The following is a 16056-nucleotide window of genomic DNA, read 5'->3' as shown; positions in this document are numbered from 1 at the left end:
GCCGCGGCCCTACGATGCGGCCCGTGGAGCGCCCGGACGATCTCTGCGCCGAGGTCGTGGACCACCTGCCCGTCGGGGTGTTCGCGCTCGACGCCGACGACGTGGTGCGGGTCTGGAACCGCCGCGCCGCGCTGCTCACCGGCTGGTCCGCGCAGCGTGTGCTGGGCACTCGGCTCACCGACGCCCCGCTCGACGGTCCCACGATCTCCCGTGTCGTCGACGAGCTGCGCGCGGGCCGCCCGTTCACCGGCCGCTTCCCGGCCCTGGACGCCGCCGGCCCCACGCTCTACTTCCGCGCCGTGCCCGCCGCCGGGCCGGGGGCCGCGGTGGTCGGCGTGCTGCAGGACGTCGTCGACAGCCGCGCGGGCGACGAGGCGTTCGCGCTGCTCGACGCGCTGTGGGAGAGCGCGCCGGTCGGCCTGGCCTACTTCGACACCGCGCTGCGCTACCGCCGCGTCAACGGGGCCGTGCTCGACATCGACGGGGGCACCGCCGACCAGCGGCTCGGGCAGACCCTCGAGGAGGTGCACGGCGCGGTCGGCGCCACCATCGCCGACGGCCTGCGCGCGGTGCTGGCCGACGGGCGGGCACGGCCGTCGGTGCCGATCCGGGGGCGGCTGTGGCACGGGGCCGGGCCGCCGCAGGAGTGGCGGATGAGCCTGTACCCGGTGCACGCGCCCGACGGGGAGCTGACCGGCTGCGGGGTCGTGATCGTCGATGTCACCGCCGCGGAGCGCGACCGCCGCGAGCTGGCCCGCGTCGCCGCCCAGCGCGAGCTCGCGCTGAACCGCTACCAGAGCCTGGTCGAGGCCACGAGCGCCGCCGTGTGGGTCCGGGAGGCCGACGGCAGCGCCCAGCGCGACGCCCCCGCGCTGCGCGCGATCACCGGCCAGTCCGTCCTGCAGATGCGCGGGTGGGGCTTCCTCGACGCCGTGCACCCCGACCACCGCGACGCCTCGCGCACGGCCTGGACCCGCGCCGTCGCCGCCGACCCCGCCGTGGTGTTCTCCCACGTCCACCGGCTGCGCACGGCCGCGGGCGACCACCGCTGGTTCCGCACGCGCGCAGCCCCGGTGCGCAGCGAGGGCGGGGTCGTGCAGTGGGTGGGCACCGAGACCGACATCGACGACGCCGTGCGGGCGCGCGACCGCCTCGACCTGCTCGCCCGCGCCACGCTGGCCCTGGGCACCGCCACCGAGCCCGACGGCGAGCTCGCCGCCCTGGCCGACGTCCTGGTGCCCGAGTTCGCCGACGTGTGCCGCGTGTACCTGGTCGATCCGCAGCGCCCCGGCGCCCGCGGCGTCACCGGCCGGCGCGCGCTGTCGCGCACCGCGCCGGGCCTGCCGGAGCCGCCGGCGGCCGACCCCCGCTTCCTGTTCGACGCCCGCCACCCCGTCACCCGGTGCGTGCGCGACGCCACGCCGGTGCTCGACGAGGTGGCGGCGTCCGCGACCGGCCCCGAGGTGGAGGCCTGGGCGGCCGGGGCCGGGGCGCACTCGGTACTGGTGGCGCCGGTGCTGTCGGGCGGCGTCGTCGTCGCGGCCCTGCTGTTCCTGGGCGCCGGCGACCGCCCCCGCTACACCGCCGACGACCTGGCGCTGGTCGCCGAGATCGGTACCCGCGCCTCAGCGGCCGTGGAGAAGGCGACGGAGTACCAGCAGAGCCGGCAGGTCGCGGTGGCGCTGCAGAGCGCGATGCTCACCGAGCCGCCCGAGGTGCCCGGCCTGGAGATCCGGGCGCGCTACCTCCCCGCCGCCGCCAACCTCGCCGTCGGGGGCGACTGGTTCGACGCGTTCGGCCTGCCCGGGGGCGACCTCGCCGTCGGCGTCGGCGACGTCGAGGGCCACGACCTCCCGGCCGCGGCGACCATGGGCCAGCTGCGGTCGATGCTGCGCGCGCTCGCCGACGGCGCGCATCCGCCGTCGGTGGCGGTGGCGGCGCTCGACCGGGTCGCGACCCGCCTCGCCGTCACCCGGTTCACGACGCTCGTGCACGGCCACGTCGCCCGCCGCCCGGACGGCGGCGCGGTGTTCCGGTGGTCCAACGCCGGGCACCCGCAGCCGGTGCTGGTGCCCGCGGGCGGCGAGCCCGGGTTCCTGTCCGGCGACGTCGGGACCGTGCTGGGCGTCGCTCCCGACGCGCCGCGCGGCGACTCCGAGGTCGCGCTCCCGCCCGGCGCCACCCTGCTGCTCTACACCGACGGCCTCGTCGAGCGGCGCCGCGACCCCGACGACCGCGCGGGCACCGAGCTGCTCGCCCTGGTGCGCGCACACGCCCACCGTCCGCTCGGCGAGTTCTGCGACCACCTCGTCCGCGACACCGCCGCCGACACCGACGACGACATCGTCGTGCTGGCGGTGCGGGTCTCGTGACCGCGCCCCTCGACGGGCTGGTCGCGCGGGCCCTGGCGCTCGTGCCGGCCGACGGCCGCGCCGTCCTGGGTCTCGTGGGGAGCCCGGCCGCGGGCAAGTCGACGCTCGTGACGGCCCTGCTCGCCGCGCTGCGGGCCGAGCTGGGCGCCGACGCCGTCGCGCACGTCCCGATGGACGGGTTCCACCTCGCCGACGTCGAGCTCGCGCGGCTGGGCCGGTCGGGCCGCAAGGGCGCCCCCGACACCTTCGACGCCGGCGGCTACCTCGCGCTGCTGCGCCGGATCCGGGCGCGCACCGAGGACGTCGTCTACGCGCCGCAGTTCGAGCGCGACCTCGAGCAGCCCGTCGCCGGGGCGATCCCGGTGCCCCGCGCCGCGCGCCTGGTGCTGACCGAGGGCAACTACCTGCTCCTCGACGCCCCGATCTGGCGCGAGGTGGCCGCGGAGCTCGATGAGGCGTGGTTCTGCGCCGTGGACGACGACGCCGTGCGCCGCCAGCGGCTCCTCGCGCGGCACGTCGAGTTCGGCAAGTCGCCCGAGGGGGCGGCGGCGTGGGTGGCGGCCGTCGACGACCCGAACACGGCGCTGGTGGAGGCGTCGCGGGGGCGGGCGGACCTGGTGGTGTCCGTCTCCTGAGACCGCGGGCTCAGCCGTGGTGCGCGGCCCGGTGCCCGGCCAGGACGTCGAGGCCGAAGTCGGCCTCGGGGTCGCGCCACACGGAATGGGCGTGGTTGGCGCCGCGCTGTGTGTTGTCCCACTCCAGCAGCAGCCGCGGGCCCTGCAGGCGGTAGTAGTGCGGCTCGCCGGGCGCGGTGCTGCCGGCCCAGGCGAGGTGGACGGCGTCGAGCGCGGCGTCGTCGGCGTAGCGGGGGAGCGGCGACAGGCCCTCGGGCACGCGGTCGAGGTAGCTCGCCACCAGCGTCCGCAGCACCTCGCGCTGCCCGGCGTCGAAGGCCGACGCGGGCACGCCCTTCGGCTCGTCGGTGAGCGCCACGGCGGCGTGGTCGGTGTCGTCGAGACCGGCGGCGTCGTCGATGCCGTCGCTCATGGCCTGCAGCCGGGCCTGCTCGGCCGGGTCGGGGAACGGCCCGCGCCACACCCCGGCCAGCGGGACGACCCGGTCGCCCGGGGCCACGCGGGTGCGGTTGGCGCCGACGATGTCGGACGGTGCGCGCGGCAGCAGCACCGCGCGGGCGGCGAGGTCGGCGGGCAGCGAGCGGACGAGGTCGCGCGCGAGGTCCTCGACGGCGCCGAGCGGGCGCAGCGACGCGCCCCCGAGCAGCGGGGACGTGGCCGGGTCGGCGTCGAGGAACAGCGGGGTCGTGGCGACCACCCGCCCGTCGACCACGAGCACGTTGACCGAGACGTGGTGCCCGCCGAACCGCCACCCCCACGGCGCCGCGCCGCCGGGCTCGCCGAACACGCGCAGGTAGTACATGCCGGGGTCGCGGCCGCGCTCGCGGGAGAACGTCGCGGCGAAGCCCTCCGTGCGGTCGAGCACGTTCTCCAGGCCCATGACCACGGCGAGGGTCGTGTAGGCGGCCTCGGACAGCCCGCTCGCGAGCAGCGTCATCGCCCGGCGCTGCTGGGCCGGGCGCTGGTCGTGGACCGTCAGCCCGCCGTGGTCGGTGGGTGTGTAGAACCAGCGCAGCCGCTCGGCGTCCTCGGGCCCCGGACCCGGGACGGCGCCGGTGGCGACGGCCCGCTGCGCCGGATCGAGGCTGTCGAGCCAGGCGGCGGCGGCGGTGGCGGAGCGCTCGGCGACGTCACGGGCGGGATCGGCGGTGACCACGGGGGGACCCTACGTCGGATCCGCCGGGTTCAGGGCCGGGGGCGGCCCGCCCCGATGCGACATCCGATCTCCTCGGGCGCCAGGCCGGTGAGGTCGGCGATGAGGGAGCGGGCCGCGTCCTCGGCGCCGGTCATCGTCAGCACCGTGGTGGCCGCCTCGATCTCCGGGACGTAGAGCACGATCCGCCGGTCCGACGGCCAGGCCAGGACCTCGAAGGTGCGTACGGGCGGCGCGGCGTCCACACGGGTCACGGTAGCCCGGCGGCGGCGCTGGGACACGGGTCTGCGGCCGGTGGTGGGTGCGGGTGCGTTCCGCGGAACGCGATGCGCCGCGCAGGGGACGCGCCGTCAGCCGCAGGGCGTGATGCTGCAGTCCTGGCTCGTGGTCGGGGGAGGGGCGGGGTCGTCCTCGCCGAACAGCAGGCCCTCACCCCCCCCGTCCCGGTCGGGCTCCTGGGTCGTGGCCGGGTCGCCGGGCTGTGCCGGCCGCGGGTCCTGGGGAGCCTCCGCCGATGGCGGGACCTCCGGGGTGGGCTCGACGACGGGCTCGGGCGTGGGGGTCGGGGTGGGCGTGGCCTCCGGGTCGACGCCGGGGGGCGCGTCCGAGGCGGCCTCGCCGATGGGGCGGTAGGGCGCGAACGTCTCCACCGGCGCCGCCTCCAGCGCCTCGCCCATGAACTCCTGCCACACCTCGCCGGGCAGCGTCTTCCCGCTGATCGGCTCGCCGCCCGCCGTCCGGATCGGGGTGTTCATGTCGGTGCCGACCCACACCGACGTCGACAGCGACGGCGTGAACCCGGCCATCCAGGCGTCGTTGTTCTCCCCGTCGAAGTGCGACTGGACGGTGCCGGTCTTCGCCGCCACCGGGCGCCCGTCGGGCAGCGTCAGCCCGTCCTGGTCTGCGACCTCCAGCATCGACTCGACGACGTTGCGCGCCACCCGCTCGGGGAACCGGCGCTCGCCCTCGGTGGCCGCGGCGAACAGCACGCGCCCGTCGGCCGTGACGACCTCGCTGACCAGGTGCGGCTGGTGCCACACCCCGCCCCCCGCGATCGTGGCGTAGGCCGAGGCGAGCTCGAGCGCGCTGATCTCCTTGTTGCCCAGCGCGATGCCCTCGTTGGGGTCGTCGAGCGGCGCGGTGATCCCGGCGGCGCGCGCGGCCGCGGCGACGTTCTCCGGCCCGACCTGCTTGGCCAGGCTGTTGAACACCACGTTGTTGGAGACGGTCATGGCCTGCTTGAGGTCGCAACGGTCGCAGTCGGCGCCCTCGGCGTTGCGCAGCCCGGGCACCTCCTCGCCGTCGAAGGTCTCCCCGAGACCGATCGGCGGGTCCTGCTGCAGCCCGGCGAGGACGACGAACGGCTTGAACGTCGACCCGGCCAGGCGCTGCACCCGGGCGTAGTCCAGGCCCAGGCCGTTGTCACCGCCGTAGTAGGCGAGGATCCCGCCGGTCTGCGGGTCGACCGCGACCATCGCGCTGCGCAGGTCCTCCGGCTGCCCCTCCAGCGCCGCGTGGGCGGCGTCGACGGCCTGCTGCTGGCGCTCGGGGTCGATCGTCGTGGTGATCCGCAGGCCCTCCTGGGCGAGGTCCTCGGACGTGATGCCCAGCGCGTCGAGTTCCGCGGTCACGGCGGTGACGACGTGCCCGTTGGCGTCGGCGGGGACCCCCGCCTGCCCGCGGCGCGGCTCGACGGTCGCCGGGAACAGGGCGTCGGCGCGCTCCTGCGGGTCCAGCCAGCCCTGCGCCACCATCCCGTCGAGGACGAAGTCCCAGCGCTCGGCGGCGCGCTCCGGGTTGCGCGCCGGGTCCCACCGCGACGGCGACTGGATGACGCCGGCCAGCAGGGCGCCCTCGCTCGCGTCGAGCAGTTGCACCGGCTTGCCGAAGTAGGCCTGGCTCGCCGACTGGATGCCGTAGGTGCCGCGGCCGAAGTAGATCGCGTTGAGGTAGTCGCCGAGGATCTCGTCCTTGGTGCGCTCCTGGGAGATCTTGACGGCGAGCACGACCTCCTTGTACTTGCGCCACAGCGAGTACTCGTCCCCGACCAGCGCGTTCTTCACGTACTGCTGCGTGATCGTCGACCCGCCGCCCGAACCGCCCTGGACCTGGTTCCAGACGGCGCGCAGGATGCCGGTGAGGTCGAAGCCGGGGTTGGAGTAGAACGTGCGGTCCTCGGCGGCGAGCACGGCGTTCCGGACGTGCTGCGGCACGTCCTGCACCGACACCGCGATCCGGTTGCCCTCCTCGGGCACCAGGCGGGTGAGCCGGCTGCCGTCGGCGTAGGACACCAGCGCGACCTGGTTGGTCACGGCGTCGGCCGGGCTGGGCACGGAGAAGAACACCCACCCGAGCCCGAAGGCGAGCAGCGGGCCGAGCAGCACGGCGGCGAGCCCGGCCAGCGCCGTGCGGCGGACGAGGCGCAGCCGCTGCGCGCGGCGCTCCTCCGGGGTGGCGGGCCTGCGGTGCTGCGAGCCGCCCCCGCGGCGCGTCAGCCGGCCGAGCAGCGCCCCCGCGCGGCCCGGTGCGGCCCGCCGGCGACCGGGGCCGTCGGCACGGGCGGGGTCCTGCGCGGCGGCGCGGCGGCGGGTCGGCGGCTGCCACCAGCCGACCTCGGAGCCCGCGGCCCGGCGGCGCCCGCCCGGCCGCCGCCGGGGGGAGACGACGGTGTGCGCTCCCGACACCGCCCACCTCCGCCCGCCATCGCGCTCGTCCGTCACCGCTCCGGTGCGCCGGAGGGTCCATCCCCCCAACGGGTCACCTCCCGCGCGCGGTGCGGGCGGCGTGCGGAGATCACCCGATGAGGGGACGCGTGTCGCGCCCCGTACCGGTGACGCGCCGCTCCCCGGCGACCGTGCGTGAGCGCGTTGCGCCGTCCGGCCCAGTGGTCGTGCGCGTTGCGTCAGGCACGGGAACGGCCGGAACCGGTCGCCCGGGGGGCGATCGTGGTGCGCGGCGGGTCGTTCGCCGACGGCCGGACAGCGCGGCGTCGAAGGCGGCGGCGGAGCGGGCGCGTCACGGCGCAGGTCGTGCAGCGCCGCCACCGCGAGCCCGTTCAGGGGCCGCTCCGGCGGGGCGACGAGTCGCGGTGGACTACCGGCTGGGGCTCACGGCGGGCTGGCCCGGGACGGGGGTCGACGTCAAGCGCGCGCTGGCCTGGGTGCACGCCCACATCGCCGATCACGGGGGCGACCCGGCGTTCGTCGCGATCAGCGGCGGTTCGGCAGACGGGCACCCGGCGTCGCCGGCGGCGGTCACCGCGGGCGACCCGGCGCTGCAGCCGGGCTTCGAGGACGCCGACACCTCCGTCGTCGCGGCCGTGCCGGTCTACGGCGTGCACGCCTTCTCCGTCGACGAGCACGGCCTGCACGGCACCGTCGAGCGCGCGATCACCGGCACCCGCTTCGCCGACGACACCGAGCGCCGGCTCAGCGCCTCGCCGCTGCACCGGTTCCTCTCGGCCGTGCACGCGCGCCGGCCCGTCGCGGAGCGCTCCGCAGCGCGGTAGAGCGCGAGTGGATTGCGCACAATGGACTATGGCGCCGGGCGCCCCGAGCACGCATGCTGGTCGCGCGACCCGGGGCCGGTCGCGCCGGTCGGGGTCGGGAGTGCGGCGTGCTGGTGTGGGTGCTGGGCGCTGCCCTCCTGTGGATGGCCGCGGCGGTCCTGGTGGCGGCGGTGCTGGGCGCGGTGATCTCCCGCGCCGACCACGAGGACCCCGCCGTCGACGTCGCCCGGATGCGCGTCCCGGCGCGCCCCACGCTCACGCCGGTCTGCGACTGCCCCCTGCACTCGGTGGCCTGAGCACGCGGCTCAGGTCAGCAGCGCGGCCATCCGCTCGCGCAGCGCCGTGGCCGCCGAGTAGGGCCGCACCATCACCGTGAGCTCGGTGAGCACGCCGTCGACGGTGCGCAGGATGTCGACGCCCTGCAGCGCGCGGTCGCCCACGCGGGCGGTGAAGACGAGCACGCCGCCGTCGTCGCCGTCGGCGTAGGCACCGGTGTAGGAGAAGTCCTCGAACACCGTGACGACGGCGCGCAGGATCGCCCGCAACGCCTCCCGCCCCTCGTAGGGCTTGTGGACGACGGGGGAGTGGAAGACGGCGTCGGGCGCGAACAGCGCCACCGCCGCGTCGACGTCACCGGAGTGGACGGCGTCGCGGAAGGCCGAGACGGGATCGCTCATCCCGCCATCGTGCCCGGTGCCCCCGACATCTCCGGCGCCAGTGCCCCGGCCAGCAGCTCGTAGGAGCGCAGGCGGTCGGCGCCGTCGTGGGCGCCGGTGACGACCATGAGCTCGTCGACGCCGGTGCGCTCGACCAGCGCGCGCACGCCGTCGCGCACGGTGTCGGGCGCGCCGATGATCTGGCCGGCGAGCCGGTCCTCGACGAACGCCTGCTCCTGGTCGGAGTACGGGTACGCGGCGGCCTCCTCCGGCGTCGGCACGAGCCCGGGGTCGCCCTGGCGCAGCCGCAGGAACTGCAGCGCGCCCGGCATCGCGAGCCGGTGGGCCTCGGCGTCGGTGTCGGCGGCCAGCACGGAGGCGGCGATCAGCGCGTAGGGCTGCTCGAGGACGCCGGGCCGGAACGTCTCGCGGTAGAGCGCGAGGGCGGCGTCGGTGTTCTCGCCGCTGAAGTGGTGGGCGAAGGCGAAGGGCAGGCCGAGCAGGCCCGCGACCTGCGCGCTGTAGCCGCTGGAGCCCAGCAGCCACATCGCCGGCCGCTGCCCGTGCGCGGGCACGGCCACGACGGGGCCCTCACCGCGGAAGTAGGAGGCGAGCTCGCTGAGCGCCTCCGGGAAGTCGTCGGCGCCGAGCGCGCCGGTGCCGCGGCGCAGGGCCCGCGCCGTGCGCTGGTCGGTGCCGGGGGCGCGGCCGATGCCGAGGTCGATGCGGCCCGGGTGCAGCGCCTCCAGCGTGCCGAACTGCTCGGCGATCACCAGCGGCTGGTGGTTGGGCAGCATCACCCCGCCCGAGCCCACGCGGATCGTCGAGGACGCCGCGGCGAGGTGGGCGATGAGCACCGCGGGCGACGAGCTGGCGATGCCCGGCATGCCGTGGTGCTCGGCCACCCAGTAGCGGAGGAAGCCGAGCTCCTCGACGCGCCGCACGAGCGCCGTGCTGGCGCGCAGCGCGGCGGTGGGGGTCGAGCCGGAGCCGACGGGGACGAGGTCGAGAACGGAGAGAGGCACCACACACGGGTCAACCCACGGGGCCCGGACCTTCTTCCCGCAGGACCGTTCGGCGCAGTGCCGTCTGCACGCGGTGTGCGCCCGGACACGGGCCGTGAACAGCGCTGATCGCGAACGGACTACGGATCCTGCGAGGAACAGTAGGCCGACCGGTTGTCTCGCGCTTGGTGTGAATGGTCTACAACGGAAGCGGGTCCGTGTGCCGCGTACCGGCCGCCGGAAAGGCGTGGAACAATTCCCGACTCCGGAAGGGAACCCGTTTGGTCACGATCCACACCGTCCTCCGGGAACTGCTGCAGATTCCCGGTGCGACGTACGCCTGCGCCGCCGCGCGGACGGGCGACGAGCTGCTCGCCGAGACGGGCGCGGAGCCCGTCGACCCGGCCGTCGTCGTGCGCTGGGCGCGGTCGGCCGCCGACTTCCTCGCCGCCGCCGACGACGAGCTCGACGACCTGATGGTCACCTCCCGCCGGTCCTACCGGCTCGTGCGCCCGGTCGACGCCCCCGGGCTCGGTCCGCTGCTGCTGGTCCTGTGCCTGGACCGCGCGCGGGCCAACCTGGCCGTCGCCCGGCGCGAGCTCGCGCAGGTCCGGCTCGAGGACGGCCCGCCCGCCCAGGGGGCTCCACCAGCGCAGGCACCCGCACCTGCGGCGATGCCGCAGTCCCCGCCGCCGACGGCGCGAGCGCCGCTCCCGCGCCGCGTGCCGTCGGCCATCCCACCGGCGCCGTCGCGCGCACCGCAGGTGCGGACGCGCTGGCCGGCGCTGGCTTCGCCCGGGACGTCGTCGCTCTCCGTGCCCGCCGCACGGGCCACCGTGCCGCAGCCGCGCGGGGGTGCCGTCCTCCCCGTGCCGCGGGCGGGGACCCCGCCCCGGCCGGAGCCACCCGTTCCGCACGAGGTGGGGCCGCCCGCGGCGCCCGCACCCCGCTGGGCCGACGACGTGGGCACGATGCGCCGACTCCTGGCGGGCCTGCGATCGATGCGGTGACGGTCCGTCACGGATCATTTCCGACAATCGCGAAAAGGGGGACCGCGGTGCGCCCGGAAATGTCGGCGCGCTACGGTCGGGGGACCCTGACGGGTAACGGTCGCAAACCCCCGTGTCGACCGGATTCTGGTTTCCTGGAGGCTCGGCAATGAACGTTGAACACTCGCTCGACATGGTCGCGAACATCAAGGGCGCCTTCGCCGCCGCCATCGTCGACTACGACAGCGGCATGACCCTCGGCTCGCGCGGCGGCAGCCCCGAGTTCGACCTGGACGTCGCCGCACCGGGCAACAGCGAGGTCGTCCGGACCAAGCTCGAGGTCATGGAGAAGCTGGGCCTGCGCGAGGGCATCGAGGACATCCTCATCACCCTCGACACGCAGTACCACCTCATCCGCCCGATCCACGGCAACAACGAGGAGAAGCTGTTCTTCTACCTCGTGCTCAACCGCGCCCAGGCCAACCTGGCCATGGCCCGCCGCGACCTGCGCGTCATCGAGCAGCAGTTCTACATGGCCGCTCCCGGCGTGAAGGCCGGCCGCCCGAGCCCGGGCGACCAGGCGTTCTTCCCGGCCAACGCCGGGCGCTGAGCACTCCGAACGGGATGTGGTGAGGTCCGTAGGCGTCCTGATGGCCCGGCACCGCCACATCGTGAACGTCCGCACCGACGGCCTGCGGGCCGTGCTCGGCCCGCTGCTGCGGGACCGCCGGGTGCGCAGTGCCGTGCTCGTCGACGTCGACAGCGGCATGTTGCTGGACGGCTGCTCCGCCGACCTGGAGCTCCCCGAGCTCGAAGTGCTCGGTGCCGGTCACGCCGACCTCGTCCGCACCGCCCTCGCCGGTGCGGACGGGTCGGGTCCGGCGTGCGAGCTGGTCCTCACCCGCGGTGACGGGCACCACCACGTCCTGCGCACCGTGCCCGACCCGCACGGCGACCGCCTCGCGCTGGCGGTCGTCGTGTCGGGCGGGCGCCTCGCCGTGGAACGGACCCGCCGCCGCCTCGGTGTCGTCTCGGCCCCGGCGCTGACGGCCGGGCCGTCGATGACGCGGCGGCCGGACGCGGCCGGGTGGTCGCTGCCGGTCGGGCCCGTGCCCGTGCCCGTCGCTGCTGCGGCGGGCCCCGCTGCGGCCGGCCTCGCCGGGCCCGCCCCGGCGACGGCTCCGGCCGCTCCGGCGCCCTGGCCGGGCTCCGGTTCCGGAGGTCCCGGCGCCGGACCCGACGGATCCCAGGTGGGCAGCGGGCGGGCCGACGGTGGCCGGGTCGACGCGGCCCTGCTGACGCTCGGCGGGTTCGCCCGGCCGGCGCCGGACCCCGGCACGCTGCGGCCCGGCCCGCCCGTCCTGCGGGCGGTGCCGCCGCCCGCGCCCGGTGCGCTGTTCGTGTCGACGGTCCCGTCGCCGCCCGCGCGGCCGCCGGTCCCGCCGGCGCCCCGGTCGCCGCTCGGCCCGCCCGCGGCTCGGCCCGCACCACGGCCCACGCCCCTGCCCCGACCGTCGTCCGCGCCCGTCGTCCCCTCGGTCGGGGCGGACGCCGACCGGCCTCCCGCGCCGCTGTCCGCGCTGGCCCCGGGCCAGCGCCGGGAGGAGCCCGCCGGGGAGCGGTGAGCGCCGGGGCCCGACCGCCCGGCGCCCGGCCGCGGGGGTCGACCCGCCCGCCGTCACCCGTCCGAGCCGTTCGGCGCACCACGCGCCGTGCCGGACGGGCGGTGATGGCCGGGCCCCGCGTCGTGCGGGAGGCTGCTGCGATGGCCGTTCCCGCCACCCGCCTCGCCGCGGACCTGCAGGCGCTGCTGGCGCACGCCGGTGCGCGCACCGTCCGCGTGGTCGACGGGCGAGCGGGCTCCGTGGTCGCGCAGGCGGGCGACGCGGCGTCGGGCCCCGACGACCCGGCCGCGGTGGCCGGTCTGCTGCGCGAGGCCGTGGCGCTGGGGGAGGGCGGGCTCGACGACGTCCTCGTCACCACCGACCGCTCGCTGCACGTCCTGCGCCCGGCCCCGGTCGCCGGGGTGTTCGTGCACCTGCGGCTCGACCTGGGGGCCGACCCGGTCCGTGCGCGCCGGGCCCTGGCCGACCCGGCCCTGCAGGACGCGGTGCGGCGGGCGGTCACGGCCGAGCCCGTCTCGGACCTCACCGCCCCGCTGGAGGTCGTCACCCCTGCAGCCGCGGCTCCGGACGTCTCGGCGGAGACGGTGGCGGTGCCCGCGGTCGCCCCCGCTCCAGCCGCGCCCCCGACGGTCGCCCCGACCGCCGTGCCGTGGCCCGCTGCTCCGTCCGCGGTCGCCGCCACGTTCGGCCGGTCCCCGGCCCTGCCGGCGCGGGTGGCGCCGGAGGCGGTGGGGGAGGAGGGCCCGGTCCTCGCCGAGCCGGTCGGGTCCGGCGCGTCGCAGCCCGGCGCGTCGCAGCCCGGCACGTCGCAGCCCGGCACGTCGCAGCCCGGCACGTCGCAGCCCGGCACGTCGCAGCCCGGCACGTCGCAGCCCGTCGGGCCCGCCCCGGCCGCACCCGTGCCTGCGGTGACGGCCGATCCCACGTCCTCCGGTGGCAGCCTGTTCTCCCCGGTCGCACCGGCGGAGCCCGAGCCTCCCTCCGGCGACGCCGTGGACGTCACCGCCGCCGGGACCACCGGTCGTCGCACCCGCCCCGCCGCACCCGGCCGGCAACCGGCCCTCGCCGTCCTCGCCGCCGACCCGGCCCGCTCCGGTGCCGGCGCCCGTGCCGCCGTCGCCCTGGCCGAGCTGAGCCGGCCCGACGCCCCGCCGGTGGTCCTGCCGCGCCGCCGCTCCACCGGCAGCGTCCGCTCGGTCCCCGCCCCCCGCTCCGGCGGCTCCACGACCGGCCTGCCCGACCGCGCGTGGGCGGAGGACCTCGACACGCTGCGCCGCCTGGCCGACGGCCTGCGCCGCCTGAGCTGACCGGCGCCCGAGCCGGCCGCCACCGGAGCCGACCGGACCCGGGGACGGACCGGGGCCGCGGCGGGAACCCCGTAGCGGCGCACCTCTAGCATCGGGACGACGTCCGCACCACCCCCTGGAGGCCCTCCGTGTCCGCGCCCGCACCCCGTCCCGCCCCCGCTCCCGTCCGGGTGCCGGCCGGGACCACGGCGGGCGCCGCCGTCCGCGAGGCGGGCCTGCCGACGTCCGGGCCGACCGCGATCGTCGGCGTCCGCACCCTGCCCGACGGGGACGGCGAGGGTCAGCTCCGCGACCTCGCCTGGGTTCCCGACGCCGACGTGCAGGTCGAGGCCGTCGCCGCCGACTCCGACGACGGCCGCTCGGTCATCCGGCACTCCGCGGCGCACGTGCTCGCCCAGGCCGTGCAGCAGCTGCGCCCGGACGCGAAGCTGGGGATCGGGCCGCCCGTCGTCGACGGCTTCTACTACGACTTCGACGTCGAGGTCCCCTTCACTCCCGAGGACCTGACCAAGCTCGAGTCGGCGATGAAGAAGATCGTCAAGGCGGGGCAGCGCTTCTCCCGCCGCCGCTACGACTCCCTCGACGACGCCCGCAAGGAGCTCGCCGACGAGCCGTACAAGCTGGAGCTGATCGAGCTCAAGGGCCCCGGTGCCGTCGACATCGACACCAGCGAGGTCATGGAGGTCGGCGGCGCCGAGCTCACCGCCTACGACAACGTGCACGCCCACACCGGCGAGACCGTCTGGTCCGACCTCTGCCGCGGCCCGCACGTGCCGACCACCAGGTTCATCCCGGCCTTCAAGCTCATGCGCAGCGCCGCCGCGTACTGGCGCGGCAGCGAGAAGAACCCGATGCTGCAGCGCATCTACGGCACCGCGTGGGAGTCGACCGAGGCCCTCGACCTGCACCTCGACCGGCTGCTCGAGGCCGAGAAGCGCGACCACCGCCGCCTGGGCTCCGAGCTCGACCTCTTCTCGTTCCCCGACGAGATCGGCTCCGGCCTCCCGGTCTTCCACCCCAAGGGCGGGATCATCCGCCGCGAGATGGAGGACTACGCGCGCCGCCGCCACGAGGAGGCGGGGTACGAGTTCGTCAACACCCCGCACATCACCAAGGGGCAGCTGTTCGAGACCTCGGGCCACCTCGCCTGGTACGCCGACGGCATGTACCCGCCCATGCAGATCGACGCCGAGATCGGCGCCGACGGCGCGGTGCGCAAGCCCGGCCAGGACTACTACCTCAAGCCGATGAACTGCCCGATGCACAACCTGATCTACCGGGCGCGCGGGCGCTCCTACCGCGAGCTGCCGCTGCGGCTGTTCGAGTTCGGGTCGGTGTACCGCTACGAGAAGTCCGGCGTGGTCCACGGCCTCACCCGCGCGCGCGGGTTCACCCAGGACGACGCCCACATCTACTGCAGCCGCGAGCAGATGGGCGGCGAGATCCGGTCGCTGCTGCAGTTCGTCCTCGACCTGCTGCGCGACTACGGCCTCGACGACTTCTACCTGGAGCTCTCCACGCGCGACCCGGAGAAGTCGATCGGTAGCGACGAGGACTGGGAGATGGCCACGGACGCGCTGCGCGAGGCGGCCGAGGCCAGCGGGCTGGAGCTCGTCCTCGACCCGGGCGGCGCCGCCTTCTACGCCCCGAAGATCAGCGTGCAGGCCAAGGACGCGATCGGCCGCACCTGGCAGCTGTCCACGATCCAGGTCGACCTCATGGAGCCCGGCCTGTTCGACCTGGAGTACACCTCCGGCGACGGCACCCGCCAGCAGCCGGTCATGATCCACCGCGCGCTGTTCGGCTCCATCGAGCGCTTCTTCGGCGTGCTGCTCGAGCACTACGCGGGCGCTTTCCCGGCCTGGCTGGCGCCGGTGCAGGTGGCGGCGATCCCGGTCACCGACGAGCAGGTCCCCGCCGTGCGCGAGATCGCCGCGTCCCTGCGGGCGCGGGGCGTGCGCGTCGACGTCGACGCGGGTGACGACCGCATGCAGAAGAAGATCCGCACGCACACCCTGGCCAAGGTGCCGTTCATGCTGCTGGCCGGGGCGCGCGACGTCGAGGCCGGCGCCGTCAGCTTCCGGTTCCGCGACGGCACGCAGGTCAACGGGGTGCCGGTGGCCGACGCCGTCGAGCTGATCACGGGCTGGATCGCGGCGCGCAACAACGCCAACCCCACCGCCGACGCCCTGACCGCCGCCGGTACCGCCGAACCCGCCTAGGATCGGCCCTCATGGGCGAGGGTGCGGACCGGGTGGCGGACGACGGCCCGGCGGGCGGTCCGGACCTCGAGGCGCGCGACGGGATCGGCACGCCCGACGGGTTCCGCCGCCTCTGGACCCCGCACCGGATGGCCTACATCAAGGACGCCGGGGGCACGGGCTGCCCGTTCTGCCGGATCCCCTCGCTGTCCGACAGCGAGGGCCTGGTCGTCGAGCGGGGGAAGCACGTCTACGCCGTGCTCAACCTGCACCCCTACAACCCCGGCCACCTCATGGTGCTGCCCTACCGGCACGTCGCCGAGCTCGAGGACCTCACCGACGAGGAGTCGGGGGAGCTGATGGCGTTCACGCAGGAGGCGCTGCGCACGATGAAGCGGGTGGCGGCGCCGCACGCGTTCAACGTCGGGCTGAACCTGGGCACCGTCGCGGGCGGGTCGCTGGCCGACCACCTGCACCAGCACGTCGTCCCGCGGTGGGGCGGCGACGCGAACTTCATCGCCGTCGTGGGCCAGACCAAGGTCATCCCGCAGCTGCTGAGCGAGACCCGTGACCTGCTGGCCTCCGCATGGGAGCCGCGCGGATAGT

15 protein-coding genes are annotated in these 16056 nt (G+C 76.3%); 10 read left to right on the top strand and 5 right to left on the bottom strand.

What is annotated here, in order from left to right:
- The first annotated feature begins 23 nt into the window (after positions 1-23).
- Positions 24-2372 carry a SpoIIE family protein phosphatase gene (locus I4I82_RS32800; RefSeq protein ID WP_218594157.1) on the top strand — a complete coding sequence of 783 codons (2349 nt, stop codon included), beginning with the start codon at positions 24-26 and terminating at the stop codon, positions 2370-2372.
- The gene (locus tag I4I82_RS32795) at positions 2369-3007 is read left to right on the top strand and encodes a nucleoside/nucleotide kinase family protein (protein ID WP_218594158.1); all 639 of its coding nucleotides are present in this window, start codon (positions 2369-2371) and stop codon (positions 3005-3007) included. Before I4I82_RS32800 ends, I4I82_RS32795 begins: the two co-directional genes overlap by 4 nt.
- A gap of 10 nt (positions 3008-3017) precedes the next feature.
- Here the strand turns inward: I4I82_RS32795 and I4I82_RS32790 are convergent, their stop codons facing one another.
- From I4I82_RS32790 to I4I82_RS32780, 3 genes are all read right to left on the bottom strand, one after another.
- Positions 3018-4163, bottom strand: coding sequence for a DUF3500 domain-containing protein (locus tag I4I82_RS32790; protein WP_218594159.1), 1146 nt, complete (start codon positions 4161-4163; stop codon positions 3018-3020).
- A gap of 29 nt (positions 4164-4192) precedes the next feature.
- Positions 4193-4405, bottom strand: coding sequence for a hypothetical protein (locus tag I4I82_RS32785; RefSeq protein ID WP_172161979.1), 213 nt, complete (start codon positions 4403-4405; stop codon positions 4193-4195).
- Positions 4406-4510: 105 nt separating this feature from the next.
- Complete coding sequence (locus I4I82_RS32780) at positions 4511-6844, bottom strand: transglycosylase domain-containing protein (RefSeq protein WP_226370395.1); 2334 nt, start codon at positions 6842-6844, stop codon at positions 4511-4513.
- Between the two features lie 404 nt (positions 6845-7248).
- On the opposite strand from I4I82_RS32780, the gene I4I82_RS34585 reads away from it, so the two are divergent.
- Positions 7249-7668 carry an alpha/beta hydrolase family protein gene (locus I4I82_RS34585; RefSeq protein WP_267461587.1) on the top strand — a complete coding sequence of 140 codons (420 nt, stop codon included), beginning with the start codon at positions 7249-7251 and terminating at the stop codon, positions 7666-7668.
- Positions 7669-7775: 107 nt separating this feature from the next.
- Positions 7776-7964: a hypothetical protein gene (locus tag I4I82_RS32770; RefSeq protein WP_218593446.1), complete on the top strand. Its 189-nt coding sequence runs from the start codon at positions 7776-7778 to the stop codon at positions 7962-7964.
- 9 nt (positions 7965-7973) lie between these two features.
- Here the strand turns inward: I4I82_RS32770 and I4I82_RS32765 are convergent, their stop codons facing one another.
- Together I4I82_RS32765 and I4I82_RS32760 are read right to left on the bottom strand one after the other, a co-directional pair.
- A complete protein-coding gene (locus tag I4I82_RS32765; protein WP_218593445.1) occupies positions 7974-8345 on the bottom strand; it encodes a nuclear transport factor 2 family protein in 372 nt (123 codons plus the stop codon).
- Complete coding sequence (locus I4I82_RS32760; protein WP_226370394.1) at positions 8342-9349, bottom strand: LLM class flavin-dependent oxidoreductase; 1008 nt, start codon at positions 9347-9349, stop codon at positions 8342-8344. Before I4I82_RS32760 ends, I4I82_RS32765 begins: the two co-directional genes overlap by 4 nt.
- A 260-nt stretch (positions 9350-9609) precedes the next feature.
- On the opposite strand from I4I82_RS32760, the gene I4I82_RS32755 reads away from it, so the two are divergent.
- The 6 genes from I4I82_RS32755 (at position 9610) to I4I82_RS32730 (ending at position 16055) form a co-directional block, all read left to right on the top strand.
- Positions 9610-10338, top strand: a complete 729-nt coding sequence (locus I4I82_RS32755; RefSeq protein WP_218593443.1) for a hypothetical protein — start codon at positions 9610-9612, stop codon at positions 10336-10338.
- A 148-nt stretch (positions 10339-10486) separates the two neighbouring features.
- Positions 10487-10927 carry a hypothetical protein gene (locus I4I82_RS32750; protein WP_218593442.1) on the top strand — a complete coding sequence of 147 codons (441 nt, stop codon included), beginning with the start codon at positions 10487-10489 and terminating at the stop codon, positions 10925-10927.
- A gap of 61 nt (positions 10928-10988) precedes the next feature.
- Positions 10989-11942, top strand: a complete 954-nt coding sequence (locus I4I82_RS32745; RefSeq protein WP_218593441.1) for a hypothetical protein — start codon at positions 10989-10991, stop codon at positions 11940-11942.
- A gap of 140 nt (positions 11943-12082) precedes the next feature.
- Positions 12083-13249, top strand: a complete 1167-nt coding sequence (locus tag I4I82_RS32740; RefSeq protein WP_218596373.1) for a hypothetical protein — start codon at positions 12083-12085, stop codon at positions 13247-13249.
- 128 nt (positions 13250-13377) lie between these two features.
- Complete coding sequence (gene thrS / locus I4I82_RS32735) at positions 13378-15471, top strand: threonine--tRNA ligase (RefSeq protein WP_218596372.1); 2094 nt, start codon at positions 13378-13380, stop codon at positions 15469-15471.
- A gap of 11 nt (positions 15472-15482) precedes the next feature.
- On the top strand, positions 15483-16055 hold the full coding sequence (locus I4I82_RS32730; protein ID WP_218593720.1) for an HIT family protein: 573 nt from the start codon (positions 15483-15485) through the stop codon (positions 16053-16055).
- Position 16056 lies beyond the last annotated feature (1 nt).

This window comes from Pseudonocardia oceani (assembly GCF_019263585.2).
GTDB lineage: Bacteria > Actinomycetota > Actinomycetes > Mycobacteriales > Pseudonocardiaceae > Pseudonocardia > Pseudonocardia oceani.
This window is presented reverse-complemented; position numbering and strand designations above follow the sequence as displayed.

Coding starts and splice junctions, on each gene's coding strand:
- I4I82_RS32765 (WP_218593445.1), bottom strand. CDS start 8,345: ATGAGCGATCCCGTCTCGGCCTTCCGCGACGCCGTCCACTCCGGTGAC.
- I4I82_RS32750 (WP_218593442.1), top strand. CDS start 10,487: ATGAACGTTGAACACTCGCTCGACATGGTCGCGAACATCAAGGGCGCC.
- I4I82_RS32740 (WP_218596373.1), top strand. CDS start 12,083: ATGGCCGTTCCCGCCACCCGCCTCGCCGCGGACCTGCAGGCGCTGCTG.
- I4I82_RS32730 (WP_218593720.1), top strand. CDS start 15,483: ATGGGCGAGGGTGCGGACCGGGTGGCGGACGACGGCCCGGCGGGCGGT.